Annotated in this window: 25 protein-coding genes and 2 pseudogenes; 20 read left to right on the top strand and 7 right to left on the bottom strand. The window is 71.6% G+C overall.

The genetic code is table 11. The annotated features are described in order from the left end of the window. Positions 1-30: 30 nt before the first annotated feature. From sufD to OG379_RS09835, 6 genes are read left to right on the top strand one after another with little or no spacing between them, the layout of a single operon-like run. Entirely contained in the window at positions 31-1,212 is a 1,182-nt protein-coding gene (gene sufD, locus OG379_RS09860) for a Fe-S cluster assembly protein SufD (protein ID WP_405661271.1), read from the top strand. Further along, the gene (locus OG379_RS09855) at positions 1,212-1,529 is read left to right on the top strand and encodes a bifunctional 3-phenylpropionate/cinnamic acid dioxygenase ferredoxin subunit (protein ID WP_018555702.1); all 318 of its coding nucleotides are present in this window, start codon (positions 1,212-1,214) and stop codon (positions 1,527-1,529) included. Before sufD ends, OG379_RS09855 begins: the two co-directional genes overlap by 1 nt. Before the next feature lie 7 nt (positions 1,530-1,536). Further along, complete coding sequence (sufC, locus tag OG379_RS09850; RefSeq protein ID WP_405661269.1) at positions 1,537-2,301, top strand: Fe-S cluster assembly ATPase SufC; 765 nt, start codon at positions 1,537-1,539, stop codon at positions 2,299-2,301. Then, on the top strand, positions 2,298-3,566 hold the full coding sequence (locus OG379_RS09845; protein WP_099176100.1) for a cysteine desulfurase: 1,269 nt from the start codon (positions 2,298-2,300) through the stop codon (positions 3,564-3,566). Before sufC ends, OG379_RS09845 begins: the two co-directional genes overlap by 4 nt. Positions 3,567-3,592: 26 nt before the next feature. Continuing rightward, positions 3,593-4,048, top strand: a complete 456-nt coding sequence (gene sufU, locus OG379_RS09840) for a Fe-S cluster assembly sulfur transfer protein SufU (RefSeq protein WP_104789963.1) — start codon at positions 3,593-3,595, stop codon at positions 4,046-4,048. Beyond that, the gene (locus OG379_RS09835; RefSeq protein ID WP_093539690.1) at positions 4,045-4,383 is read left to right on the top strand and encodes a metal-sulfur cluster assembly factor; all 339 of its coding nucleotides are present in this window, start codon (positions 4,045-4,047) and stop codon (positions 4,381-4,383) included. The genes sufU and OG379_RS09835 overlap by 4 nt, the downstream gene beginning before the upstream one ends. A gap of 55 nt (positions 4,384-4,438) precedes the next feature. Here the strand turns inward: OG379_RS09835 and OG379_RS09830 are convergent, their stop codons facing one another. Next, positions 4,439-5,185, bottom strand: coding sequence for a TetR/AcrR family transcriptional regulator (locus tag OG379_RS09830; RefSeq protein WP_405661265.1), 747 nt, complete (start codon positions 5,183-5,185; stop codon positions 4,439-4,441). A 135-nt stretch (positions 5,186-5,320) separates the two neighbouring features. On the opposite strand from OG379_RS09830, the gene OG379_RS09825 reads away from it, so the two are divergent. Next, positions 5,321-6,184, top strand: coding sequence for an NAD(P)H-binding protein (locus OG379_RS09825; RefSeq protein WP_405661262.1), 864 nt, complete (start codon positions 5,321-5,323; stop codon positions 6,182-6,184). Positions 6,185-6,283: 99 nt separating this feature from the next. Here the strand turns inward: OG379_RS09825 and OG379_RS09820 are convergent, their stop codons facing one another. Further along, complete coding sequence (locus OG379_RS09820; RefSeq protein ID WP_405661260.1) at positions 6,284-7,432, bottom strand: hypothetical protein; 1,149 nt, start codon at positions 7,430-7,432, stop codon at positions 6,284-6,286. A gap of 158 nt (positions 7,433-7,590) precedes the next feature. On the opposite strand from OG379_RS09820, the gene OG379_RS09815 reads away from it, so the two are divergent. Continuing rightward, a complete protein-coding gene (locus OG379_RS09815) occupies positions 7,591-7,911 on the top strand; it encodes a DMT family transporter (RefSeq protein WP_405661258.1) in 321 nt (106 codons plus the stop codon). Further along, positions 7,911-8,459: a TetR/AcrR family transcriptional regulator gene (locus tag OG379_RS09810; RefSeq protein WP_405661257.1), complete on the top strand. Its 549-nt coding sequence runs from the start codon at positions 7,911-7,913 to the stop codon at positions 8,457-8,459. The genes OG379_RS09815 and OG379_RS09810 overlap by 1 nt, the downstream gene beginning before the upstream one ends. A 6-nt stretch (positions 8,460-8,465) precedes the next feature. Here the strand turns inward: OG379_RS09810 and OG379_RS09805 are convergent. Next, a pseudogene (locus OG379_RS09805) lies at positions 8,466-9,017 on the bottom strand (peroxiredoxin); the annotation flags it as partial. 164 nt (positions 9,018-9,181) lie between these two features. Between OG379_RS09805 and OG379_RS09800 the strand changes: the two are divergent. Continuing rightward, a complete protein-coding gene (locus OG379_RS09800) occupies positions 9,182-10,459 on the top strand; it encodes an MFS transporter (protein ID WP_405661256.1) in 1,278 nt (425 codons plus the stop codon). Between the two features lie 9 nt (positions 10,460-10,468). Further along, entirely contained in the window at positions 10,469-11,467 is a 999-nt protein-coding gene (dapD, locus tag OG379_RS09795; protein WP_405661253.1) for a 2,3,4,5-tetrahydropyridine-2,6-dicarboxylate N-succinyltransferase, read from the top strand. Here dapD and dapA read toward each other — a convergent pair. Continuing rightward, positions 11,464-12,351: a 4-hydroxy-tetrahydrodipicolinate synthase gene (gene dapA / locus OG379_RS09790; RefSeq protein ID WP_405661250.1), complete on the bottom strand. Its 888-nt coding sequence runs from the start codon at positions 12,349-12,351 to the stop codon at positions 11,464-11,466. The two genes, dapD and dapA, sit on opposite strands and share 4 nt — an antisense overlap. Before the next feature lie 141 nt (positions 12,352-12,492). On the opposite strand from dapA, the gene OG379_RS09785 reads away from it, so the two are divergent. From OG379_RS09785 to OG379_RS09755, 7 genes and pseudogenes are all read left to right on the top strand, one after another. Then, the gene (locus tag OG379_RS09785; protein ID WP_405668463.1) at positions 12,493-13,134 is read left to right on the top strand and encodes a DUF4232 domain-containing protein; all 642 of its coding nucleotides are present in this window, start codon (positions 12,493-12,495) and stop codon (positions 13,132-13,134) included. Positions 13,135-13,217: 83 nt separating this feature from the next. Further along, the gene (locus OG379_RS09780; protein ID WP_405661248.1) at positions 13,218-13,922 is read left to right on the top strand and encodes an antibiotic biosynthesis monooxygenase; all 705 of its coding nucleotides are present in this window, start codon (positions 13,218-13,220) and stop codon (positions 13,920-13,922) included. A gap of 115 nt (positions 13,923-14,037) precedes the next feature. Next, complete coding sequence (locus OG379_RS09775) at positions 14,038-15,510, top strand: hypothetical protein (RefSeq protein WP_405661245.1); 1,473 nt, start codon at positions 14,038-14,040, stop codon at positions 15,508-15,510. A 156-nt stretch (positions 15,511-15,666) separates the two neighbouring features. Further along, positions 15,667-17,985 (top strand): esterase-like activity of phytase family protein, encoded by a 2,319-nt coding sequence (locus OG379_RS09770; RefSeq protein WP_405661242.1) that lies wholly within the window; start codon positions 15,667-15,669, stop codon positions 17,983-17,985. A gap of 230 nt (positions 17,986-18,215) precedes the next feature. Further along, positions 18,216-19,685 carry an alkaline phosphatase PhoX gene (locus OG379_RS09765; RefSeq protein ID WP_405668462.1) on the top strand — a complete coding sequence of 490 codons (1,470 nt, stop codon included), beginning with the start codon at positions 18,216-18,218 and terminating at the stop codon, positions 19,683-19,685. Between the two features lie 391 nt (positions 19,686-20,076). Beyond that, positions 20,077-20,721: pseudogene (locus OG379_RS09760) on the top strand (TROVE domain-containing protein); the annotation flags it as partial. A gap of 79 nt (positions 20,722-20,800) precedes the next feature. After that, a complete protein-coding gene (locus OG379_RS09755; RefSeq protein ID WP_014156926.1) occupies positions 20,801-21,031 on the top strand; it encodes a hypothetical protein in 231 nt (76 codons plus the stop codon). Between the two features lie 108 nt (positions 21,032-21,139). Here OG379_RS09755 and OG379_RS09750 read toward each other — a convergent pair whose 3' ends face one another. From OG379_RS09750 to OG379_RS09740, 3 genes are all read right to left on the bottom strand, one after another. Further along, a complete protein-coding gene (locus OG379_RS09750) occupies positions 21,140-22,372 on the bottom strand; it encodes a TerD family protein (protein WP_187355866.1) in 1,233 nt (410 codons plus the stop codon). A gap of 64 nt (positions 22,373-22,436) precedes the next feature. Continuing rightward, positions 22,437-22,670 (bottom strand): hypothetical protein, encoded by a 234-nt coding sequence (locus OG379_RS09745; protein ID WP_393755288.1) that lies wholly within the window; start codon positions 22,668-22,670, stop codon positions 22,437-22,439. Between the two features lie 64 nt (positions 22,671-22,734). Continuing rightward, a complete protein-coding gene (locus tag OG379_RS09740; protein WP_405661239.1) occupies positions 22,735-23,544 on the bottom strand; it encodes an NAD-dependent epimerase/dehydratase family protein in 810 nt (269 codons plus the stop codon). 340 nt (positions 23,545-23,884) lie between these two features. Between OG379_RS09740 and OG379_RS09735 the strand changes: the two genes are divergently transcribed. After that, on the top strand, positions 23,885-24,844 hold the full coding sequence (locus OG379_RS09735) for a 5-dehydro-4-deoxyglucarate dehydratase (protein ID WP_393755284.1): 960 nt from the start codon (positions 23,885-23,887) through the stop codon (positions 24,842-24,844). Then, positions 24,841-26,025 carry a hypothetical protein gene (locus OG379_RS09730; protein ID WP_405661236.1) on the top strand — a complete coding sequence of 395 codons (1,185 nt, stop codon included), beginning with the start codon at positions 24,841-24,843 and terminating at the stop codon, positions 26,023-26,025. The genes OG379_RS09735 and OG379_RS09730 overlap by 4 nt, the downstream gene beginning before the upstream one ends. Positions 26,026-26,030 lie beyond the last annotated feature (5 nt).

Genomic DNA, 26,030 nt, shown 5'->3' with positions numbered 1-26,030 from the left:
TTGACTGAGAAAGCGAGCACTACGACAGCCATGGCTGAGGCTCAGAACATCCCGGCCGGTTCGACGACCGCCGGTTCCATCGCGGTGGCGGCCGAGTCCACCGTCGCCACGCGCATGAGCGCGCCCCCGTCCTTCGACGTCGCGGACTTCCCGGTCCCGCACGGCCGCGAGGAGGAGTGGCGGTTCACGCCGCTGGAGCGGCTGCGCGGCCTGCACGACGGCACCGCCGTCGCCACCGGTGACGGTGTCAAGGTCGTCGTCGAGGCGCCCTCGGGCGTCACGGTGGAGACCGTCGGCCGCGACGACGCGCGGCTCGGCAAGGCCGGGACGCCGGTGGACCGGGTCGCCGCCCAGGCGTACTCGTCCTTCCAGCACGCCTCGGTCGTCACGGTCGCCAAGGAGGCCGTGCTCAGCGAGCCGGTCCGGATCACCGTGCACGGCGAGGGCGGCGTGGCCTACGGCCACCAGGTCATCGAGCTGGGCGCCTTCGCCGAGGCCGTCGTCGTCATCGACCACACCGGTGACGCAGTGCTCGCGGCCAACGTCGAATACGTCCTGGGCGACGGTGCCAAGCTGACCGTCGTCTCCGTCCAGGACTGGGACGACACGGCCGTCCACGTCGGCCAGCACAACGCGCTGGTCGGCCGCGACGCCTCCTTCAAGTCGATCATCGTGACGTTCGGCGGGGACCTCGTCCGTCTCCACCCGCGCGTCGCGTACGCGGCCCCGGGCGGCGAGGCCGAGCTCTTCGGCCTGTACTTCACCGACAAGGGCCAGCACCAGGAGCACCGCCTCCTGGTCGACCACAACACGCCGCACTGCAAGTCCAACGCCGTGTACAAGGGCGCGCTCCAGGGCGACGGCGCCCACGCCGTCTGGATCGGTGACGTGCTCATCCAGGCCGCGGCCGAGGGCACCGACACCTACGAGATGAACCGCAACCTGGTTCTTTCCGACGGCGCCCGTGTCGACTCCGTACCGAACCTGGAGATCGAGACCGGCGAGATCGTCGGCGCCGGCCACGCCTCGGCGACCGGCCGCTTCGACGACGAGCAGCTGTTCTACCTGCAGTCCCGCGGTATCCCGGCCGAGGAGGCCCGCCGACTCGTCGTGCGCGGCTTCTTCGCCGAGCTGGTCCAGCAGATCGGTCTGCCCGACGTCGAAGCCCGTCTCCTCGACAAGATCGAGACCGAGCTGAAGGCGTCGGTCTGATGGCCTTCGTCAAAGCCTGTGCGCTGAGCGAGCTGGAGGACGACACCCCGAAGAGGGTGGAGCTCGACGGCACGCCGGTCTCCGTCGTCCGCACCGAGGGCGAGGTGTTCGCGATCAACGACATCTGCTCGCACGCGAACGTCTCGCTGTCGGAGGGCGAGGTGGAGGACTGCTCGATCGAGTGCTGGCTGCACGGATCGAGCTTCGACCTCCGCACCGGCAAGCCGTCCGGTCTTCCCGCGACGCGCCCCGTCCCCGTATACCCCGTAAAGATCGAAGGGGACGATGTGCTCGTCTCCGTCACCCAGGAGTCCTGAGTCACCCATGGCAACGCTTGAAATCCGCGACCTGCACGTCTCCGTCGAGGCCGACAACGCCACGAAGGAGATCCTCAAGGGCGTCGACCTGACCGTGAAGCAGGGCGAGACCCACGCCATCATGGGCCCGAACGGGTCCGGCAAGTCCACCCTCGCGTACTCGCTCGCGGGTCACCCCAAGTACACGATCACGAGTGGCACGGTGACCCTGGACGGCGAGGACGTCCTGGAGATGTCCGTGGACGAGCGGGCCCGCGCCGGCCTGTTCCTCGCCATGCAGTACCCGGTCGAGATCCCCGGTGTCTCGGTCTCCAACTTCCTGCGCACCTCCGCCACCGCCGTCCGCGGTGAGGCCCCCAAGCTGCGGACGTGGGTGCAGGAGGTCAAGGAGACGATGGCCCAGCTCCAGATGGACCCGGCCTTCGCCGAGCGCAACGTCAACGAGGGCTTCTCCGGCGGTGAGAAGAAGCGCCACGAGATCCTTCAGCTGGAGCTCCTCAAGCCGAAGATCGCGGTCCTCGACGAGACCGACTCCGGTCTGGACGTCGACGCGCTGAAGACGGTCTCCGAGGGCGTCAACCGCGTGCGCGAGACCGGCGAGGTCGGCACCCTGCTGATCACGCACTACACACGCATCCTCAAGTACATCAAGCCCGACTACGTGCATGTCTTCGCCAACGGCCGGATCGCCGCCTCCGGCGGTGCCGAGCTGGCCGACCAGCTGGAGAACGAGGGCTACGAGGCCTACACGAAGGGTGGCGCTTCCGCGTGACTGACGCCCGACAGGGGCTCTCCGGCCTCCTCGACACCGAGGCGATCCGCAAGGACTTCCCGATCCTGGACCGCACGGTCCACGACGGCAAGAAGATCGTTTACCTGGACAGCGCGGCGACCTCGCAGAAGCCGCGGCAGGTGCTCGACGCGCTCAACGAGTACTACGAGCGGCACAACGCCAACGTCCACCGCGGCGTGTACACGATCGCCGAGGAGGCCACCGCGCTGTACGAGGGCGCTCGCGACAAGGTCGCGGCCTTCATCAACGCACCCAGCCGCAACGAGGTGATCTTCACCAAGAACGCCTCGGAGTCGCTGAACCTCGTCGCCAACATGCTCGGCTGGGCGGACGAGCCCTACCGGGTCGACAGCGACACCGAGATCGTCACCACCGAGATGGAGCACCACTCCAACATCGTGCCGTGGCAGCTGCTCTCGCAGCGCACCGGCGCGAAGCTCAAGTGGTTCGGCATCACGGACGACGGCCGGCTGGACCTGTCCAACATCGACGAGATCATCACGGAGAAGACGAAGATCGTCTCCTTCACGCTGGTCTCCAACATCATGGGCACGATCAACCCGGTCGAGAAGATCATCCGCCGCGCCCAGCAGGTCGGCGCGCTGGTCTGCATCGACGCCTCGCAGGCGGCCCCGCACATGGTGCTCGACGTGCAGGCGCTGCAGGCCGACTTCGTGGCCTTCACCGGCCACAAGATGGTCGGCCCGACCGGCATCGGCGTGCTCTGGGGACGGCAGGAGCTCCTGGAGGACCTGCCGCCGTTCCTCGGTGGCGGCGAGATGATCGAGACCGTGTCGATGCACTCCTCGACGTACGCCCCCGCGCCGCACAAGTTCGAGGCGGGCACGCCCCCGATCGCGCAGGCCGTCGGCCTCGGCGCGGCCGTGGACTACCTCTCCTCGATCGGCATGGAGAACATCCACCGCCATGAGCAGGCCATCACCCAGTACGCGGTGAGGCGGCTCCTGGAGGTTCCGGACCTCCGGATCATCGGCCCGGCGACGGCCGAGGACCGGGGCGCGACGATCTCGTTCACGCTCGGCGACATCCACCCGCACGACGTGGGCCAGGTGCTCGACGAGCAGGGCATCGCGGTCCGGGTCGGACACCACTGCGCACGCCCGGTGTGCCTGAGGTACGGAATTCCTGCGACGACGCGAGCGTCGTTCTATCTGTACTCCACGCCCGCCGAGGTCGACGCCCTGGTGGACGGGCTCGAGCACGTGCGGAACTTTTTCGGTTAGATGGCAGAGCGGCTGAGGGTTGACTGGTGAAGCTTGATTCCATGTACCAGGAAGTGATCCTGGACCACTACAAGCACCCCCACGGGCGTGGCCTGCGGGACGGCGACGCCGAGGTGCACCACGTCAACCCGACGTGCGGCGACGAGATCACGCTCCGCGTGAAGTACGACGGCGACACCATCGCCGACGTCAGTTACGAGGGCCAGGGCTGCTCCATCAGCCAGGCCAGCGCCTCCGTGCTCAACGAGCTTCTGGTGGGCAAGCAGCTCGGCGAGGCGCAGAAGATCCAGGAGACCTTCCTGGAACTGATGCAGTCCAAGGGTCAGCTGGAGCCGGACGACGCGATGGAGGAGGTGCTGGAGGACGCGGTCGCGTTCGCCGGCGTCTCCAAGTATCCGGCCCGGGTCAAGTGCGCGCTGCTGAGCTGGATGGCGTGGAAGGACGCGACGGCGCAGGCGCTGTCCGAAGGGAAGACGGCATGAGCGACAACGAGACTCTTACGACCAAGCCGGCCTCCGAGGAGGAGGTCCGCGAGGCCCTGTACGACGTGGTCGACCCCGAGCTGGGGATCGACGTGGTCAACCTGGGCCTGATCTACGGCATCCACATCGACGACGCCAACATCGCGACCCTCGACATGACCCTGACGTCGGCGGCCTGTCCGCTGACCGATGTCATCGAGGACCAGGCGAAGTCCGCGACGGACGGTATCGTCAACGAGCTCCGGATCAACTGGGTCTGGATGCCGCCGTGGGGCCCCGACAAGATCACCGATGACGGTCGCGAGCAGCTTCGCGCGCTCGGTTTCAACGTCTGAGCCAGACGTCCTGGAAGGCCCCCGGCACTGCGCCGGGGGCCTTTTACGTGTGTGCTCAGCCCTCGGTGGCCAGGCGGTTCAGCCACTCCCTCAGCAGGTGCCGCTCCGCGCTGCTGAGGGGCGTCTGTTCGGGCAGTACGGCGCGCAGAGCGCGGGCGGCGCCTGCCGGGCCCGCGTCCCGCACGGCCGGCTCCTGGTTGGTGACGGCGGTGACCATGGACTCCCGCAGCGTGGTGAACAGCGCGGGGTCGCGCCGGTCCTCGGGCAGGGACAGCCAGGTGAGCACTGCGCCGCGCGCCATGGCGTGGATGATCTGGGCCGCGAGCTCCTCGTCGACGCGCAGCCAGCCGCCGGCCGCCAGGCGCCGGACACGGCCCATCAGGATCTCCATGCCGGTCCTGAAGGCGGCCGAGCCGGACCTGGCGGGTTCGGTGTACATCAGGGTGTACAGCGCCGGATTGGCCAGACCGAACTCGACCGCGACGTCCCAGCCGGCTCGCAGGTCCTCGATGGGATCCCGCGGGTCGGGGTCGACGTGCTTGCTCGCGAGGAACGTGGCGAATCCGTGCTCGGCCACAGCGTCGAGCAGCCCGTCCTTGTCGCCGAACAGCCGGTAGATGGCGGGCGGCTGCAGGCCCGCGGCGTCGGCGACCGCCCGGGTGGTGACCGCGTCGCGGCCCCCGGTCGTCAGAAGGCCGATGGCGGCCTCGATGACCCGCTGCCGGGTCTGCTCCCGGGCCGGGGGCGCGGTGTCGGACCTCGCGGCGGTGGCGCCGTCCCTGCCGCGTGAAGGTGATGGCATGGATCAACGATACCGCTTGACCGGTTCCGTCGTTAGTATCGTCGATAACAGAGATATGGTCACGATGTTAGTACCGGTGGTACCGTTCAAGTGGTTCCGACGGAACCATGTCATCGCCACACTTGGGAGCGCATCATGATCATCGTGACCGGAGCCACCGGACAGCTGGGGCGTCAGATCGTCGAGCGACTGCTCACGCGCGTGCCGGCGGACCGGGTCGGCGTCAGTGTCCGCGACCCGCGGAGGGCACGGGCGCTGGCCGAGCGGGGGGTGCGGGTGCGGGAGGGAAGCTTCACCGACCCGGCCGGCCTCGCCCATGCCTTCGAGGGCGCCACCCAGGTGCTCATCGTCTCGGTCGACAAAATGGGCGACGAGTGCGTCAAGCAGCACCGCGTCGCGATCGAGGGGGCCGTCGCGGCGGGTGCCCGGCGCATCCTCTACACCAGCCAGATGGGGGCCGGGGAGTCCTCGCGTTTCCAGGCGTGCCGCGACCACGCCGCCACCGAGGAGGCGCTGCGCGCCTGCGGCGTGCCCTTCACCTCGCTGCGTAACGGCTTCTACGCCGCCAGCGCCGCGCACTTCGTCGGCCAGGCCCTGGAGTCCGGCCGGCTCGCGCTCCCCGAGGACGGGCCGGTCAGCTGGACCGCTCATGGAGACCTCGCGGAGGCGGCCGCCGCCGTCCTGGCCGACGAAGGCCGCTTCGACGGCCCCACGCCGCCGCTCACCGGAGGGCGGGCGCTCACCTTCGGCGACCTGGCAGACATAGCCACCGAGGTCACGGGCCGCACCCTCACGAGGATCACCGTGCCCGACGGTCAGTTCCTCGAGCAGGCGGTGGGCCGGGGGGTTCCCGCGGAGACCGCGGACCAGCTCCTGGGCATCTTCACCGCCGCCCGGGCGGGGGAGTTTGCCACCGTCGACCCGACACTGGCCACCCTGATCGGCCGCGAGCCCGTCACCGCGGGTGCGGTCCTGCGCGAGCAGCTGTCGAACGGCTGACGCCCGGGCGGCTGCTCGCGCCCGGATCAGGAGGGTCCGGCCGGTGCCACCTCCCGCGGTGGGTGACCCGGCGCGGCCGGGGCTCCCGCCCCGGCCGGGTCACCACTGCGGGGCGCCGCCCCCGTACGGCGGAGGTACCGGGCCCTGCGCGGGGACGCCGGCGGCCTCGGCCAGGACGGGGCCCAGGTTCTCCGTCCGCATCCGCCGGTCGACGTAGAGCAGGCCGGTCACCAGCTGGGGGAACGTCGTCGAGATGATCTGGCTCACGAGCTGCCCCAGGAGGGTCGCGACCAGATAACCGCTCATCGCGACCATCACCGCCGCGGGGCTCGGGTCGTCCTCCAGGGATGCTGTCCCGACCATGCCGGGGAAGAGGCCGAGGACCGAGAAGGGTATCTGGATGACATAGCCGGCCGCGCCCGCTATCACGCCGGCCAGCAGCGTGATGCCGAAGATCCGCCACCAGTCGCCGCGCACCAGCTGGGACGAGCGGCGCAGCGCGGCCACGGGCCCCCGGCCCTCGAAGACCACGGCCGCGGGTGCCAGGCTCACCTTTATCCAGATCCAGGCCGCCAGCGGCCCGGTGATCAGGACGCCGACGACGCCCAGCGTGATGGCGGTGCCGGCGCCACCGCCACTGTCCATCGTGACGAGGCTGATGATCGCCCCGATGAAAACCGCCATGACGAGCAGCACGGGCACCATCGCGACCAGGGCGGTGAGGATCAGTGCGCCGATCACGGGGGTGACATGGGCCCAGGCCCTCCGCCATACCGTCGAGAAGGCCACGGGCCTGCCCAGGACCGCCTCCTGCAGCACGGCCGGGACCGCCGCGTACATCAGGCCGGAGACGACCGCCATGGTGACGATGCCCAGCAAGGCGAGGAGGCAGCCCGCGGTCACGAGCGGAACGATGTCCGAGGACGAGGCCCCCTCGTCGTAGTCGAGGGAGACCACCCGCTCCAGGTGGTCGGAGACGGCGGAGTAGGCGATGGCCACCGCCGCCGCCATCAGGAGCGCCGCCCCGCCGTACAGCGCGGCGGCCATGCCGAACAGCTGCTTCCAGTACCTGCCCATCGTCGAGAACGCCCCGCCCAGCACGTCCCCCAGCTTCAGCGGGGCGAGCGGTATGACTCCCGGCTTCGGCGGTGGCACCCAGCCGCCCCATCCCGGCGGCCCCCCGTAGGGACTTCCGCCGTACGCCGCGCCCCCGTAGGCGCCCCCGCCCCACCCTGCGTCCTGCGCCACCACTGCTCCGTTGCTCGTATCGTCCGGTTGTCATCCGGTCCTACCGGTGCGGACACCGTAGCGTCCCGGGGTGGACCCGAATCCCTTCCTGGCCGGTCACGATAAGGGTGCACCGTTCTTGTGTACGGCCGTACGCAACGTTGTGTACGCTTGTACGCATGGGATACGGAATGCTGGCCGCGGCCATAGCGGCGGAGGTGGCCGGGACGACGGCCATGAAATACAGCGAGGGGTTCACCAGGCTGTGGCCCTCGCTCATCACCGTCGTCGGCTATGTCCTGGCCTTCGCGTTGCTGGCCCAGACCCTCAAGACGCTGTCGATCGGCACCGCCTATGCCATCTGGGCGGGGACGGGCACCGCGGCCGTCGCCGCGATCGGCATCCTCTGGATGGGGGAGTCCGCGGGCCTCGTCAAGCTGGCGGGCATCGCTCTGGTCGTCGCGGGGGTCGTCGTCCTCAATCTCGGAGGAGCCCACTGATGGTCCGGCGGTACGACCCCGAGCGGCGTGAGCGCATCATCGACGCGGCCATCCGCGTCGTCGCGGACCGGGGTATCGGCGGGCTCAGCCACCGCACCGTGGCCGCCGAGGCCGACGTGCCGCTCGGCTCGACGACGTATCACTTCGGCTCGCTCGACGAACTGCTGGTCGCCGCCCTGCGCCGGTGCAACGAGAGCTTCGCCCGGACGGTGCGGGAGAGCCCGTACTTCTCCGACCCCGAGGTCCCGCTCGCCGACGAGCTGACCCGGCTGCTGGGGGAGTGGTTCGCCGCGGGGCGCGGGCCGCTGGCCCTGGAGTACGAGCTGTACCTCGCGGCCCTCCGCCGGCCCGCCCTGCGGCAGGTCGCCGCCGAGTGGGCCGACGCCCTTGCCGTCCTGATCGCCGACCGCACCGACCGGGCCACCGCGCGGGCGCTCACGGCCCTGCTGGACGGGATCAGCCTTCAGGTGCTGCTCACCGGCGGCGACTTCGACCCGGAGTACACCAGGGAGATGCTGGCCAGGGTCGCGGACGGGGCGGGCCGCTGACACCGGTCAGGCGGTGCCCCGCCGGACGGCCGCCAGTGCCGCCCGCACACTCGCCTCGATGTCCGTGACGGGATACAGGGCCTCGACGACCGTACGGTCCCGGCCCGTCACCAGCGTCAGCCGCTTCAGCCGGCTGATGCCCGCCGTGCGGAACGTGGGGAGCCGCAGTGCGGCCGTCAGCGTCAGTCCGGCGTCGGAGAGCAGCGGGAAGCGCAGCTTCTCCTTCTCGGCGAACGCCCTTTGCTCGTCCGGGTGCTGGGTGGACACGCCGTGCACGGTCGCACCGGCCTCCGTGAACTCCGCCAGCTGGTCGCGGTAGGTGCACGACTCGAAGGTGCAGCCTCTCGCGCCCGGGATCCCGGCCCACCCCGGCGGATAGGCGTCCTGGAGCGAGTAGGCGCCGGGAAAGAAATACAGCACCGTGTACGGCGTGGCGGCGACGGGGTCGCGCGATGCGCCCTCGTGGTCCGGCAGTCGCAGCTCCGGCAGCCCGGTGCCCACCAGTCCCCGTACCCACGCCGTCTCCCCGGGGTCCTCCGCGGCAGTCGTCATCGTCTCCCTTCCCTCCGGTGCCCGGGTGGCGCTCCGTTGCCGGAAGGGTGGCGTTCCGTTGCCGGAGTGCGACCGGTGCCGGCAGTTTCTGCGCGCCCTGCTCGGTTGACCTGCGGATCCCAGGCTGCCATAGTCCGTTCCCAAAAGGAACTCACTGCCCGGGGGGCGGGATGGGCATGCTGCGCGGCGTACCGAGAACGGTGCGGCTCCTGGCGTTCGGCGCCTTCCTCAACGCCGTCGTCAGCTTCACCTTCGTCTATCTCTTCGTGTACCTCACCGGACCGCGCGGGCTCTCCGTCGCCCAGGCGGGCGTGATCAGCGGCATGGGCGGGATCGGTCTGGTCGGGGGAAACTTCACCGGCGGCTGGTTCGGGGACCGGTACGGCCACCGGAGGATGCTCCTGACCGGCGCCTGTGTGAGCGGTGCCGCGCTCGTCGCCCTCCCTCTGATGCCCCTGGCCGCCCTGTACGCGGTGCTGCCGCTGGCCCAGTACGCCTCGGGGGTCGTCCGCGCGGCCAACGCGGCGCTCGTCGCGGTCTCCGTCCCCGCCGGAAGGCGCCGCCAGAGCTTCGCCCTCACCCGCTTCGCCTCCAACGGCGGTTTCACCGTCGGGCCGCCCCTCGGCGCGCTGATCGCCGCCGCGTCCTCGTACGACCGGCTCTTCGTCGCGGACGGAGTGGGCACCCTGCTCTTCGCCGGCTACGCGGCCGCGATCCTGCCGTCCCGCGGCACCGCCCACACCCTGCGCACGCACGATCCGCACGCACCGGGCCTCCGGCGCGAACTCCGGGCCAGACCCGCGGTGCTGGTCCTGCTCGCCGCGATCGTCTGCGTCGACCTCGTCTACCGTCAGCAGTACTCCACCCTGCCCGTCTTCCTCGCCGACCACGGCTACGGCACCCAGTTCTACGGCTGGCTGATCGCGGTCAACGGGGGAGTCATCCTCTGCCTCGAACTCCCCGCCGCGCACGCCCTGCGCCGCCGGGCGCCGCTGACCGTCGTCGGGACCGGGCTGCTCCTCGTCGGACTCGGCTACGCGGTGCTGATCCCCGGGGCGGGCGCCCTGTTCGCCGTCTCGATGATGGTGTCGCTGACCCTGGGCGAGATCCTCTACAAGACGACGGCCACCGCCTACGTCGCCGACCAGGCGCCGCTCCACGCCCAGGGCAGGTTCCAGAGCCTGTACGCCGGTGCCTCGATCAGCGGCCAGGTCCTCGCCCCACCCCTGGGCGGTGCGCTGTACACCGCCGCGCCCTCCCTGCTCTGGCCCCTCTGCGCGGCCCTCGCGTGCGGTGCGGGCGTTGCCGTGCTGGCGGCGCGGCGGCTGCGCGAACCCTCGTCCGGGCCGCGGGCGACGAGCGGTGCGGGACCCGGTCGCCCCCTTCCTCCGGGCGAACACGCTCCGGCAACTGAGACCGGTTCGCCCGCGCGGGGCTCCGACGGTTAGGTTCTGTTCATGACCGACACGACTTCCCAGGGCTCCGCCCGCACCACCGGCGCCGTCGCCGCCGGCCTCGCCACCATCGCCGGTGACGGCACCGTCCTCGACACCTGGTTCCCCGCCCCCGAGCTCGCCGCGGAGCCCGGCCCGGCCGGGACGCAGCGCCTGAGCCCCGAGGAGGCGGTGAACCGTCTCGGCGACGGCGCGGCCAAGGCCATCGGCGTGGACGCACGCCGCGGCGTGGAGATCGTCGCCGTGTCCACGGTCATCTCCTCACTGGACGACAAGCCGCTCGACACGCACGACATCTACCTGCGGCTGCACCTGCTCTCGCACCGTCTCGTGCAGCCCCACGGGCAGAACCTCGACGGCATGTTCGGCTACCTCGCCAACGTCGCCTGGACCTCGCTGGGCCCGGTCGCCGTCGACGACCTGGAGAAGGTCCGGCTCAACGCCCGCGCCGAGGGCCTGCACCTCCAGGTCACCTCGGTGGACAAGTTCCCCCGGATGACGGACTACGTCGCGCCCAAGGGCGTGCGGATCGCCGACGCCGACCGGGTGCGGCTCGGGGCCCACCTGGCCTCCGGTACGACCGTGATGCACGAGGGCTTCGTGAACTTCAACGCGGGCACCCTCGGCACCTCCATGGTCGAGGGCCGCATCTCCGCGGGCGTCGTCGTCGGCGACGGCTCCGACATCGGCGGCGGCGCGTCCACCATGGGCACGCTGTCAGGCGGCGGCAAGGAGCGCATCGCCATCGGGCAGCGCTGCCTGATCGGCGCCGAGGCGGGCATCGGGATCGCGCTCGGCGACGAGTGCGTCGTCGAGGCCGGGCTCTACGTCACGGCCGGCACCCGGGTCACGATGCCCGACGGCCAGGTCGTCAAGGCCCGCGAGCTCTCCGGCGCCTCGAACATCCTCTTCCGCCGCAACTCGGTCACCGGCGCCGTCGAGGCCCGCCCGAACAACGCGGTCTGGGACGGGCTCAACGACGTACTGCACAGCAACGACTAGTCCGTAGCGGCGAGGAGTTCCCCGTACACCCCGCGCAGCCCGTCGACCGCCTCGCGGCCGGCGGGCTGCAGCGGTTCGCGGACCGGGCCCGCGTCCAGCAGCGCCTTCGCCGTGACCGTGCCGGGCAGGCCGGCGGCCATCATGGCCTCGATCAGCGGGGCGGCGAGCCCGTTGAGACGGGCCGCCTCCGCCGTGTCGCCGGCGTCGAACGCGTCCAGCACGGCCCGCATCTGACGCGGGGCCGCGTTGGCGACCGTACTCACATAGCCGGCCCCGCCGAGCGCGTACAGCGGAAGGTTCAGCTCCTCGCACCCCGAGTAGTAGGCCAGCGAGGTCCGCGCCATCACCTTGGCGGCCGCGAGCAGGTCGTACGAACAGTCCTTGACCGCCACGACGCGCGGGTGTCCGGCCAGACGGAGCAGTGTCGCCGGTTCGATCCTCGTGCCCGTGCGGCCCGGGATGTCGTACAGCATCAGCCCGATGCCCGTGGCCTCCGCGACCCGGAGGAAGTGCGCCTCCACGGCGGCCTGCGGGGGACGGCTGTAGTACGGCGTCACCACCAGCAGCCCGTCGGCGCCCGCGGCCTCGGCCTCCCGCGCCAGCCGGACCGTGTGCCGGGTGTCGGAACTGCCCACGCCCGCGACGAGCGGGACGGAGTCGCCGACCGCCTCCCGGACGGCCCGCAGCAGCGCGGTCTTCTCCTCGTCCGTCGTGGTCGGTGACTCGCCGGTGGTGCCGCTGAGCACGAGGCCGTCGCAGCCGTCCGCGACGAGACCGGAGGCGTGCCGGCGGGCGGCGTCCAGGTCCAGGTCACCTGCGGCGGTGAACGGGGTGATCATGGCGCAGAGGGCGCGGCCGAAGGGCCTGGCCGTGTGGGATGTCATGTCCGCAGTCTCGGCTTCCGGTGTGTGCGGGTCCACTTAGTTCTGCTTGAGGTGAAGGGCAAGAGACGCTGAACGGTGGATGAGGCGTCTGGCATGATCGAACGCGGTTGCGACAAACCGTTCCGGGGGTGGGTGCACGGCATGCGCGTACGGAGAACGATCTCGGCCGCCGCGCTCACGGCGGCCACGCTGACGCTGTCCGGCTGTGCCGGCTTCCTCGTCCCCGCGGGCGAGGGGGAGCCGGGCCCGTCGCCGGGCCCCACCCGCACGACGCGGCCGGCGGACGCCGAGCCCGCCCCGGGCGCCGGGGCCACGACGGAGGCCCCCGCCCAGGGAGCGCCCACGCCCGCCGCGCCGGCCGACGGCTGCCCCGCCTCCGGTGTGGTCGTGGAGATGGGCCCCGTGCAGACGGCGATGTTCCACCGCGCCGTCACCCTCACGCTCACCAACTGCGGGAAGCAGCCCTACCGCGTCCACGGCTACCCGTCCGTCCGCGCGCTGGGTGACGAGGGCGAACGCATCCCCGTACCCGTGAACGCGGGCGGATCGATGTTCGGCAACGACGAGGGGCCGGAGGAGGTCATGCTGAAGCCCGGCGCGAGCGTCACGTCGACGCTGGCCTGGGTCTCCACCCAGGAAGGCGGCGACCTCATCGAGGGCGACGCCCTGGAGATCGCCGCCGCCCCGGACACGGGGGCGCGCGTCTTCCCGCTGGAGGGCCACGACATACGCCTGATGGACGAGCTGAACACGACTGCGTGGCGTGCGCGGACGGCCGGATGACCGGCCTTGACCTCAAGCGCACTTGACGTATGAGAGTGGTGATCGAAGGCGCACCGCGAGGGTGCGCCGGAGAGGATCACGCCATGCCCGCCGTGCAGTTCAACTCCCGTCCCGAGCTGACCCGTCCCGACGCGGGGATCGTCAAGGTCAGCACCTGGGACGTCGGCACCCCCGAACGGCAGCGCCTGACGGTCGAGGCCATCCGTGCCGCCTGGGCGGCCCGCGAGTGGCCGCACCCCGGACTTCTCTCGTACACCGTGCTCACCGGGGAGGACGGGAAGACGCTGCTCCACCACTCGCAGTGGACCGACGAATCCGTCCACCGGGAATTCGCCCGCACAGGCCGTGACGAGCGTGTCGCCGAGATCGACGCGGCCGTTCCCGGCATCGAGCGGCTCGGGCTGCGCGCGTTCGAGCTGTACCGCTCGGGGGTGAAGCAGGACAACCGGGAGCCGGGCTGCGTCGTGATCGTCGACATCGAGCTCGACGGGCCGGACCCTGCTCGCCAACGTGACTGGGTGGACGCGGTGTTCGAGGCGCTCGAGTCCGATCCGGCGCCGGCGCCCGGCGGCATCTCGGCGCACTTCCACGTCAGTACGGACGGGACGCGGGTGCTCAACTATGCCGAGTGGGAGAGCGCACAGGCCCACGTCGACGCGCTCGCCGCCTCGGGCGACGGGGTCGGATCCACGACACCGCAGTGGCACCGGGTCCGGAATCACCCCGCCCTGCGGCGCAGTACCGTCCGCCGCTACACACCTGCGCTCAGCCTCGCGTCCGGCCTGTAGGAGAACCGGGCGGCTCGGGACGAAATGCGTCTACGCTGGGGGGCGGCCAAGGCCCCGTACGCACTGGGCCGGCCCCTCGCACACAGCCCGCGCACGCCCCGAGGAGAACCCCCTGATGTCCGCAGAGCGCCCCTCCCTGCCGCCGGTGCGGCTGCACACCGAGGCCGAGCTGGCACGGGACGCGCTGGCCGCTCCGCTGCTCGCCCGCGCCGTCCGCCTCGCCCGCTGGGCGGGGCCGGCGACCCGGGTGGGCGCCGGTGGTGAGCTCGTCGAGGCGCAGCTGCCCGAGGCCGCACAGCACCTGGGACTCGGCGACGACGAGGACGGCGCCGCATACGCCAGCGAGGCGTGGCGCCTCGCCGTCGACACCGGGCTCGTCGACTTCGAGGACCCCCAGGACGCCGACGGGACCGGGGAGGGCGACGCGGAGGGCACCGTCACGGCCGGCGAGAACCTGGCGCTGCTGACCTCCGGATCCCCGCAGGACGTCCTCGCGATCTGGCTCGACGGGCTGGAGGCCGTGCACGCGGACGCCACCGCCCCGGCCTTCGACGACTTCGCCGATCTCATCGGTGAGGACGGCAGCGTCGACTTCGACGCCCTGGACTGGGACCCGGAGGAGGAGGCCGAATTCCTCGACGGGGTGCTCGGCAACCTCTACCTGCTGACCCTCTCGGAGGCCGGTCCCGCCGACGGCCCCGTGCCGCTGCCGGCCCTCGCCGCCTCGGTGGTGGTGCCCGACGACATGGGGGAGCCCACCGACGACGTCCTGGAGCAGGTGTCCGAGGCGATGATGCGGCTGGACGACCAGTTCCGGGTCCTCGAACCCATCGGGATCGTCGAATACCGGCCGGTGGACGAGACGTTGCTGACCGAGGAGGGCGAGGCGGCGACACCGCCCGCCGACGACGAGGACGTCACCCGCTACGGCATGGTGAAGCTGACGCCCCTCGGCCTCTACGGCATCCGGGAGCGGATGCTGGAGGCCGGAGTGGACGCCCCCGCCGTCGGTGACCTCGCCGACAAGGGGGCCGACGCCCTCCTCGACGGCATCGCGTACTACCCCGAGGAGGCCGCGCGCACCGAGGTCGGTCTCTGGCTCGGCCGACGCGGAGCCGAGGGGGCGGAGGCCGCCGCTGTGGAGCTCCTGGACGCGGCGCGCGGCGGCGACCGGCGGGCACCGCTGCGCAGGCTCCACTGCCAGCAGGCCCTCGCCCTGGTCGGCCCGGAGGCCGAGCCCGCGGTGCGCGCCGTGCTGGGTGATCCCGAGCTCGGCGGTCTGGCGCGGGTCTGGCTCGCGGAGCGCGGCGCGGCGGACGTGCCCGCGCCTCCGGAGTCGATGATCTTCTGGCTGGCCGTGGACACGATCGCCGCCCAACTGGACGCCGACGGCGACCTGGACGAGCTCCAGGAGCTGGTCGAGGGGCTCTCCGGCCAGCACAGCGGCTTCTTCGACGAGGCCTGGAGGGTGGAGCACCCGGCGACCGCCGAGGTCCTGGAGGCGATGGGCCGCCTCCACAGCGACCGCGGCGCCGCGAAGGCCGCCCGCAAGGCGGCGTACAAGGCGCGGTCGCGGCAGCAGAGCTGACGCGCGGGTACGGCACGGCCGCGGCGGAAGGGCTGCCGCGGCCCGTCGGTCTCCGGCGGTGTTCCTGATCTTCGCCGTCCGTTCACCGTGCCGCCCATCGGCCATGGTTCACGGCTGCGAGCATCCGGTTCCTCAGTGGACCGAACCGGAGGAACGATGCTCCCGAAGAGAACCTGTGCCGCACTCGCGGTCCTGGCCGTGACCGCGGGCACCCTGGCGGGCGCAGGTGTGGCGAACGCGGGTCAGACGCACGGCGGGGACCGCGGACGGAAGCCGGTGGCCTTCGAACGCGCCGCCACCTACCCCGTCTTCCGGAACAGGCCGGCCGGTGAGGACGCCGCGGATCAGACCGTCGCCGAGATCTCCGCGACCAGCGAGGACGGCCGCACACTCGTCCACACGGACGCCGCAGCCAAGCGGATCGGCTTCCTCGACATCAGCGACGCCGGCCGGCCCGAGGGGCTCGGCACACTCTCCCTGGCCGAACTGGGCGACGCCGAGGACGAGCCCACCTCGGTGTCGGTGGTCGGCAGGTACGTCCTCGTCGTCGTGAACACCAGCGCGAGCTACAGCCGGCCGTCCGGACGCCTCGACGTCATATCGCTGGCCACCCGCGAGCGGGTGGCCAGTCACGACCTGGGCGGCCAGCCCGACTCGATCGCGATCAGCAAGGACAAGCGGTACGCCGCCGTCGCCATCGAGAACGAGCGCGACGAGGAGGCCACCCCGCCCGGCGGCGAGGAGGGCGACCTCCCGCAGGCACCCGCGGGGTTCGTCCGGATCGTCGACCTCAAGGGCTCCTCGCCGGCCCGGTGGACCACCCGCGCGGTGCCGCTGACCCGGGCGGACGGCTCCGCGCTGCCCGTGCTCACGGCCGCCGGAATCACCGAACCCACCGACCCGGAGCCGGAGTACGTCTCCGTCAACAGCCGGGGTCAGCTCGCCGTGACCCTCCAGGAGAACAACGGCGTCGTCATGATCGACCTCGCGTCGGGGCGCCTCACCAAGGCGTTCAGCGCCGGCACGGCATCCGTCGACGGCATCGACACCGTCGAGGACGGCGTCATCGACCAGACCGGGTCCATCACCGACGTGCCGCGCGAACCGGACGCCCTCGGCTGGATCGACGACCGCTACCTGGCCACCGCCAACGAGGGCGACTGGAAGGGCGGAACCCGCGGCTGGACCGTCTTCGACAGCCGTACCGGCAAGGTCGCCTGGGACGCCGGCAACAGCTTCGAGCACATCGCGGCGCGCTACGGCCTGCTGAACGAGGACCGCTCCGAGAACAAGGGCACCGAGCCCGAAGGGCTGGCCGTCGCCACCTACGACGGGGTGCGCTACGCCTTCGTGGGCTCCGAGCGCAGCAACTTCGTCGCCGTCTACGACGTCAGCAGGCCGACCCGGCCGGTCTTCGAGCAGGTGCTGCCGGCCACCAACGGACCCGAGGGCCTGCTGCCGATCCCCTCACGCGGACTGCTCGCGGTCTCCAGCGAGGAGGACGACGCCGGGGCCGGGGTGCGCGCCTCGGTGAGCCTGTTCGAGCTGGGCAGGGGCACGCCCTCCTACCCCTCGCTCGTCTCGGGCCCGGACTCCGAGGGCACCCCCATCGGCTGGGGCGCGCTCGGCGCGCTGTCGGCCGCGCCGGGCCGCGCCGACGAGCTGTACACCGTCACCGACGCCGCGTACTCCACCACCCGCGTCCTCACGATCGACGCGGACGGCGCACCGGCCGTCATCACGCGCGAGCTGACCGTCAAGGACGCCGCGGGCAAGCCCGTCGGTTACGACGCCGAAGGCATCCACGCCCGCCCGCGGGGCGGCTTCTGGCTGGCCGTCGAGGGCAGGACGGGCGCCGGCAACCAGCTGGTGCGCCTGGACCGCCACGGCGTCACCCAGCAGGTCGTCCCGCTCCCGTCCGACGTCGCCCAGGGCCTCGGCTCGCAGGGCTTCGAAGGCGTCACCGCCACCACGGACCGCGACGGCCGCGAGATCGTCTGGGCGGCCCTCCAGCGCCAGGCCTCCACCGACCCGGCCGGCGTGGTCCGGCTCGGCCGTTACGACGTCCGGGCAGGCACCTGGAGCTGGTACGGCTACCGGCTCGGCACCACCACCACGCCCGGCGACTGGATCGGCCTCTCCGAGATCACCGTGGTGGGGAACAGGCTCGCCGTCATCGAACGCGACAAGCTGAACGGCCCCGCCGCCGAGGTCAAGAGGATCTACACGGTCGGCCTGCCGAGGACCGCAGCCCCGGAGGGCACGCTCACCGTCCTGCCCAAGACCCTCGCCCACGACGTGCTGCCCGACCTGCGGGCCACGAAGGGCTGGACGCAGGAGAAGCTCGAAGGACTCACCGTGGCGGGCAACGGCCACGTCTACGCCGTCACCGACAACGACGGCCTGAGCGACTCCACGGGGGAGACGGCACTCCTCGACCTCGGGACCGCCCGCAAGGCCCTCGGCCGGGGCTGACCACCCGCCGGCCGCCTCCACCGCCCGGCGGCGGAGGCGGCCGTCGGACCGGCGCGTTCCGGCCAGGCACGGCCGGCCGGGGCCGCGCCGATGGGCGGGTTTGTCCTGGGACGGGAGCCGGGTTGGGACACAGGACCCCGGCACGCCGGCCGGTGTTCAGCTGGAGTTGGTGCGGGGGAGGGAACGTGATCGAGCCAACCCACCCGGCCACGCAGCACCAGGAGCCCGCCATGTCGATCACCCGCAGGGAATTCAGCAGACAGTCCGCCCTCACCGGTGCGGGAATAGCCCTGACCGGCGCCGTCGGCTCACTGGCCACGGCGCCCGGCGCCCTGGCCGCCGAGGACTCGCGACACGGCCATGGGCACGGCGACGACGACAAGGGCCACGGGCACGGCAGGGAGCTGGGCTACGGGCCGCTGATCGACGACCCGAAGGGCATCCTCGCGCTGCCCGCCGGATTCTCGTACCGCGTCATCACCCACAGCGGGGTCACCAAGCTGGAGACCGGCGAGCCGACCCCCTCCAACCACGACGGCACCGCCGCCTTCGAAGGCGCCCGTGGTGTCACGCTCCTGGTCAACAACCACGAGCTGGCCGGCACCCGGGCCGGCTGGGAGTACCCCGTCCCGCTCACCGAGGGCCTCGTCTACGACCCGGTCGCGGCCGGCGGCTGCACGGTCGTGGAGACCCGTCGCGACGGCCGCACCGCCGAGTGGGTCGGCATCGCGGGTACGTCGACCAACTGCGCGGGTGGCAGCACCGCGTGGGGCACCTGGCTCACCTGCGAGGAGACCGAGGACAAGGCCGGCAAGAACGGACTGCTCAAGGACCACGGCTACGTCTTCGAGGTCGACCCGTACGACAAGCGCGCCAACCGCGACCCGCGCCCCATCAAGGCGTTCGGCCGGTACGCCCACGAGGCCGTCGTCATCGACCCGAAGCGGGGGCACGCCTACCTGACCGAGGACGCGTCCGGTCCCAACGGCCTGCTCTACCGCTGGGTCCCGCCGCACGGCTTCAAGCACGGCCGGGGGAAGCTGCGCACCCTCGCCGACGACGCCGGTGTCCTCCAGGCCACCAAGTGCTACGACAAGAGGGGCGCGTTCGTCGACGACCTGTCCCGCGCCACGGAGATCGGCACCGTCTACGGCGTGGACTGGGTCGACGTACCCGACCGGGACGCGAAGACCGTCTCCGTGCGCAAGCAGTTCACCGACACCCAGGTGACCCGCGCCCGCAAGCTCGAGGGCATGTGGTGGGGCGACGGCGGCGCCTACTTCGTCTCCTCGTTCGCCCGGGACGAGAGCCCCGTGGCCCACGACGGCCAGGTCTGGTTCTACGACCCCAAGCGCCGCACGGTCACCCTCAAGGTCCTTCTCGGCGTCAACGCCGACCCGTCCGTGGACGGCGCCTTCGACGGCCCGGACAACATCACCGTGTCCCCGTACGGCGGCATCGTCATCTCCGAGGACGGCAACGGGATCCAGCACCTCTTCGGCGCGACCGACAACGGCCGCACCTACCCGATCGCGCGCAACGACCTCAACGCCGGCACGGAGGAGGACCCCTCCTACAGCGAGATCACCGGGGTCACCTTCTCCCCGGACGGAAAGACGCTGTTCGCCAACATCCAGACCCCCGGCATCATGCTCGCCATCACGGGTCCGTGGAAGCGCCAGCCACGCCAGGGGAGGTAACTCCAACGGGTGAACCGGACTGATATCCGGCTTGGGGAAACCGTCTGAACGCTACGTTTCGCATATGTCAAAGGCATGTGATCACTGCGATGCTGCGGGTTTGAATGGGCATCGGCGCTTCTGCAGTAACCGGTGCAGTCTGTTGGGTACTGCCATGCAGCGGGCCCAGAGTCTTCGGCGGCCCTAGCCCCTGTGCCCTCAGTGCGAGGAGCCGGTTCGGTATCGCGGCGCGAAGCATTGCAGCAGAACGTGCGCCAGCATGACCCGCAAGCAGGCCGCGCAGGCACGGCGGGGGGAACCTACGCCGTGCCTGCGATGCGGGTCGAGGGAACGTGGTGCCAGATCCCATGGGCCCTACTGCTCGTGGGGATGCTTCAACGAAGACCGCTACGAGCGGACGGGGACGTTCGCCAGGACCTGGGAGGCCCTGGCGGGCTGGCTGCAGGGACCGATGGACGCCGCCGCCTGGGAGGCCGTGATCCCGTCCATGGGTGCGACGGCGCTCGCTGGGCAATGTCCCCGCGCTGCCCGGCCGCACCCCGGTCCTCGTCGACCGGTCCGGCTCGATGTGGTCGCCGCTCTCCGACCGCTCGCTCCTGAACCGGGCCGACGCCGCGGCGGTCTTCGGCGCGGCGCTGGCGCTCCGGGCCGCGGAGGCCCATCTGGTGCAGTTCGGCACGAACAGCCGGCAGGTGGAGTGCCGCAAGGGCGAGTCCGTCCTGAAGATCCTGGAGCGCTTCGGCGACCTGGGCGGCACCGATACCGTGCAGGCGGTACGCAAGCACTACCGCGGGCACGACCGGGTGCTCTGATCGTCACCGACGAGCAGGCGTCGTTCACGCACTACGGGGACGCCACCGAGGGCATGCCGGCGGACGTGCCGGTCTACACCTGGAACCTCGCCGGGTACCGGGTCGGGCACGCGCCGTCGGGAAGCGAGAACCGCCACACCTTCGGGGGGCTTTCCGGCGCGGCGTTCCGCATGGTGCCCCTGCTGGAAGCGGGCAGGAGCGCGGACTGGCCCTGGGACCGCTGATTACGAATGCGGCACTACTGACCCCTCCGGAGCGGTCGGGCATGGCGTCGGGCGCTTACAGGGCGCATACTCGACCGTAATGAAACAGTCAGCCGGTTCCCGGCGTCACCTGCCTTCCAGTCCCTTCAACCGCCCGGCCCAGGCGGCCCCACCGGTCGAATGCTTCGATGTGGGCGACAGGGTGTCGCACGACCAGTTCGGACTCGGCCGAGTCCTCGCTGTCGAGGGCGACAACGACGCAGTGCTCATCGACTTCTCGGGGCGACAGGGGAGGATCCTGAGCCCGTACTCCAAGCTGACCAAGCTCTGAGAGAGCGAACGAGCACGCACCGCGTCCCACCGGAAACTCTCCGGATCCGGGGCACCTGAGGGGAGAACCCGCGGGTGCCCCGGAAGCCGTTTCCGGGGGACGGCGGTGTTACAGGGCCTTGGCGGCGGGCTTGACCATGCCGCGGACGGTCCGGGACTTCACGAACTCGCCCATTCCGGTCATCTCCCACTCGCCGGAGAACTGCTTGATCAGCTTGGCCATCATGACGCCGGTCTGCGGCTCCGCGCCGGTCAGATCGAAGCGGACCAGCTCCTCGCCGGTGCCCGCGTCGATCAGCCGGCAGTAGGCCTTGGCGACCTCGGTGAACTTCTGGCCGGTGAACGAGTTGACCGTGAAGACCAGGCCGGTCGCGTCCGCGGGGATCCGGCCGAGATCCACGACGATCACCTCGTCGTCGCCCGCGCCCTCACCCGTGAGGTTGTCGCCGGAGTGCTTGATCGCGCCGTTCAGGATGGAGAGCTTGCCGAAGTAGCAGCTGTCCAGGTGATTGCGGTTGGGGCCGAAGGCGATCACCGAGGCGTCGAGGTCGATGTCCTTGCCGCGGAACGCGGGCTCCCAGCCAAGACCCATCTTGACCTGCGAGAGCAGAGGCTTGCCGCCCTTGACGAGGGACACGGTCTGGTTCTTCTGGAGGCTGATCCGGCCCTTGTCGAGATTGATCTTGCCGGAGCCGGCGGGGGCCGGCGGTGCGGGCGGTGCCGCGGGGGCCGGCGGCGCGATCCGCGGGTCGACGGGCGCGGCAGCCGGGGGAGCCATGGGCGGAGCGGCGGGCGGTGCGACGGGTGCGGCGGCCGGTGCGGGCGCCGCCGCCGGGGCGGGCTCCTCCACCGAGACGCCGAAGTCCGTGGCGATGCCCGCCAGCCCGTTCGCATAGCCCTGGCCGACCGCGCGGGCCTTCCAGGCGCCGTTGCGCAGGTAGATCTCGATGACCACCAGCGCCGTCTCGCCGCCCAGCTGCGGCGGCGTGAACGTGGCCAGCGCGCTGCCGTCGTCCGCGTTGCGCACGGTGGCGGTGGGCTCCACGCCCCGGAAGGTCTGGCCCGCGGCGTCGGGGCTCGCCGTGACCACGATCTTCTCGATGCCCGGGGGGACCGCGGTGGTGTCCACCACGATCGCGTCGGGCGCCGACCCGCCGCCCGAGCGGTAGGTCACGCCGGGGCCCGAGGGCTGGTTGTAGAAGATGAAGTCGTCGTCGGAGCGCACCTTGCCGTCGGCGGTGAGCAGCAGGCCCGAGACGTCGAGCCGCACCGGGGCGGCGACGTCCACCGCCACGCGGGCGGCGGAGAGAGGGATGTTCGAGCCGGGGGTCATTGCGGTCATGCACGGGGTAACGAACGACCCGGCTTTGCCGTTCCCTTACCTTCGCGTACTTGCTCCGTACGGCTCAGCGCCCGCCGCGCGCCCGGTTGCGCGGGTGTTCGCGGGCGGTGCGCTCGTTGCCGTGCCGGTACGCGCCCGTCCAGCGGGCCATGACGAGCTGGGCGTCGCCGGAGGCCACCTCCGCGAGGAACTTCTCCGCCCGGCCGCCACGCAGGGTGCCCGCGGGGCGGCCGTGGTGCGTGATGGTGACGCTCGCGTCGCCGTGCTGCTCGTACTGGAATCCGGAAGGTTTCGGCATGCCCGAATGGTGCCCGACCCGTGGTGCCGCGTCGCGTGGATTTCCGGGGCCCGGGGGCCCGGTCCTAGTACGGCCAGATCGGCGGGTCCGTGACGAAATGGCCGCCGATGTGGGCGTGGTCGGGGTTCGCCGGGTCCAGCTCCCCGTGCTCGGCGACGAGCTTCTCCGCGTACTGCTCGGAGTCGTCCTGCGGCTCGTATCCGAGGGAGCGGGCCGTCGTCAGGTCCCACCAGAGCCGGGTGTTGTCGGAGGAGCCGTAGACCACCGTGTGCCGCACGTCCTCCGCGGTGAGCGCCGCGTGGAACAGGCGCGCCCCGTCGCCGGGGCTCATCCAGACGGAGAGCATCCGCACCGACGTCGGCTCCATGAAGCAGGAACCGATCCGCACGGAGACGGTCTCGATGCCGTGCTTGTCCCAGTAGAACTGCGCGAGGTCCTCGCCGAAGGACTTCGACAGACCGTAGAAGGTGTCGGGCCGGCGCGGGGTGTCGACCGGGATCAGCGGGTCGCCGGCGACCGGGCGCGGGGTGTAGCCGATGGCGTGGTTCGAGGAGGCGAACACGATGCGCCTGACGCCCTCCTCGCGCGCCGCCTCGTAGAGGTTGTAGGTGCCCTCGATGTTGGAGCGCAGGATCTTGTCGAACGAGGACTCGAGGGAGATGCCCGCGAGGTGGACGACCGCGTCGACACCCCGTACCGCTTCCCGCAGCGCGGCCTTGTCGCCGAGGTCGGCGGTGACGGCGTCCGGTTCGCCCTCGATGGGGGTGAGGTCGAGGAGCCGGAGGTCGTAGCCGTACGCGGGAAGCAGTCCCCGCATGAGGGTGCCGAGGCCGCCGGCGGCGCCGGTGAGAAGGACGGTGCGCGGAGCTGGCATTCGGGGATCTCCTCGGTGCGGGCGCAGGGCGCGGGCGCGGTGTGCGCGGACGGGGCGATGCGGTGCTGCGCGGGGTGGGGGTGCGGGCGGCGGGGTGCGTCAGGCACGCCGAAGTCACGCGACCGTCCGATGCGTCAAATCCATGGGCAGCATTCACATGCGTGGACACGCTAGGAACTCGTGGCGGACCCGTCAAGTGTCGCTCGGTCCGGGTGGGTTCGTCCCGGGGTTGGGTGTTCCTGTCTTGACCGGCGCCGCACGGCTGCCTTAGCGTGGCAGCGTTCAGAGATATGGACACCGATCATAATTGTGCACGACTGAATCTGCACAGGGAGCGCCCGTGACCTCAGCCCCTCTTGCCGCCCGACTCACCGATGTCGCCGGGCCGCTCTTCTTCCCCGTCACCGCCTACGGGCCGGACGGCGCCGTCGACCTCGACGCCTTCCGCGCGCACGTGCGCAAGGGCGTGGACGCCGGCGCCGCGGCCGTCTTCGCCTGCTGCGGCACCGGCGAGTTCCACGCACTGGCCCCGGAGGAGTTCCGGCTCGTCGTCCGGGCGGCCGTCGAGGAGACCGCGGGGCAGGTGCCCGTGGTCGCCGGTGCCGGTTACGGCACGGCGCTCGCGATCCAGTACGCGAAGCTCGCCGAGGAGGCGGGGGCGGACGGGCTCCTCGCCATGCCGCCCTATCTCGTCGTCGCCGGCCAGGAAGGGCTGCTGGCCCACTACACCGCCCTCGCCGCCGCCACCTCCCTGGAGACGATCGTCTACCAGCGGGACAACGCGCTCTTCACCCCGGAGACCGTCGTCGCCCTGGCCCGGACCCCCGGGATCATCGGCCTCAAGGACGGCTACGGCGACCTCGACCTGATGCAGCGCATCGTCAGCGCCGTGCGCACCGGGCTGCCCGGCGAGGAGTTCCTGTACTTCAACGGGCTGCCCACCGCCGAGCTCACCGGGCTCGCCTACCGGGGCATCGGCGTCACGCTCTACTCCTCCGCCGTCTTCGCCTTCGCCCCGGACATCGCCCTGGCGTTCTACCGGGCGCTGGACTCCGGTGACGACGACCTGGTCAACGCGCTGCTCGACCACTTCTACCGCCCGCTCGTCGAACTCCGGGCCAAGGGCCACGGTTACGCGGTGTCGCTCGTGAAGGCGGCCGTCAGGCTCGAGGGGCTGGCCGTCGGGACGGTGCGCACCCCGCTCACCGAGCCCCCGGCCGCGCACATCGAGGAGCTGACCTCGATCATCGCCAACGGCCGCGCGGTCCTGGAGAAGTACCGCGCGGGTGAGGCGAAGTGAAGGCCTCGGCTTTCCTGTACCCCTGGGACGTCGTGGGGGACCCGGACGCCCCCGCCCGCCTCGTCGGCCTCGGCGTCCAGCAGGTGACACTCGCCTCCGCCTACCACTCCACCCGGGCCCTCACCCCGCGCCACCCCGGCCGCCGGATCGTGACCGCCGAACACGCGGCCGTGCTCTACCCGCCGGACGTCACGCGCTGGGAGGGGCGTGAGCTGCGCCCCTACCCGCAGTCCTGGGTGACGGGGGAGGACCCGTACGCCGAGGCGGCCGAGGCCCTCGCGGGCGCAGGCCTCCAGGTGCACTCCTGGGTGGTCCTCGCGCACAACTCGCGCCTGGGCGAGGAGCATCCGGACACCTCCGTGGTCAACGCCTACGGTGACCGCTACCCCTGGGCGCCGTGCATCGCGCAGCCCGCCGTCCGCGCGTACCTGGTGGACCTGGCGGCGGAGGCGGCCGTACGCCCCGGGGCGTCGGGCACCGAGCTGGAATCGTGCGGCTGGTACGGCTTCGCCCATCTCCACGCCCACGACAAGACCTCCGGGGTCGCGCTCGGGGACGCGGCGCAGTATCTGATGTCCCTCTGCTTCTGCGCCGACTGCCGGGCCGGCTACGCCTCCGTCGGGCAGGACGCCGAGGAGCTGCGCACCGCCGTGCGCCACGCCCTGGAACCGGTCTGGGCCGGATCCGGCTCCGGTGAGCAGGGCTGGGCCGGGGTGGAGAAGCTGCTCGGCGCGGGCCTCGCCGACGCCACCCGGCGGTGGCGTGACCCTGTCGCCAGGGGGCTGCAGGAGGCCGCTGTCGCCGCCGTACGGGGAGCGGCACCTGGGCCGGGCTTCCAGGTCCTGCTCCACGCCGATCCCGCCTCCTACCGCACCGGGGCCAACGTGGGGGTCGACCCCGCGCACATCCTCTCCACGGCGGACGGCGTCGTGCTGCCCTGCACCGGCGGCGCGACGGCACGCGAGGCCGTTCTCGGGCCGTTCGCGGAGCTGTCCGGGGTGCTGGCGGCGAACTTCAACGTGGTGAGCGGCATGGGCGGCAGCCCCGGCACGCTGGAGAGCGACGCCGCGCACGCGGCCTCGCTCGGCGCGAACGAACTGCGCCTCTACCACGCGGGCCTGGCCTCCGGACCGGACCTGAGCGCCGTCGCGACCGCCCTCTCCGCCGTCCGCGGCGGCTGACTCCG

The sequence above is a fragment of the Streptomyces sp. NBC_01166 genome (genome assembly GCF_045039765.1).
Taxonomy (GTDB): domain Bacteria; phylum Actinomycetota; class Actinomycetes; order Streptomycetales; family Streptomycetaceae; genus Streptomyces.
The sequence above is the reverse complement of the archived record's forward strand: the minus strand, read 5'-3'. Positions and strand labels throughout refer to the sequence as shown.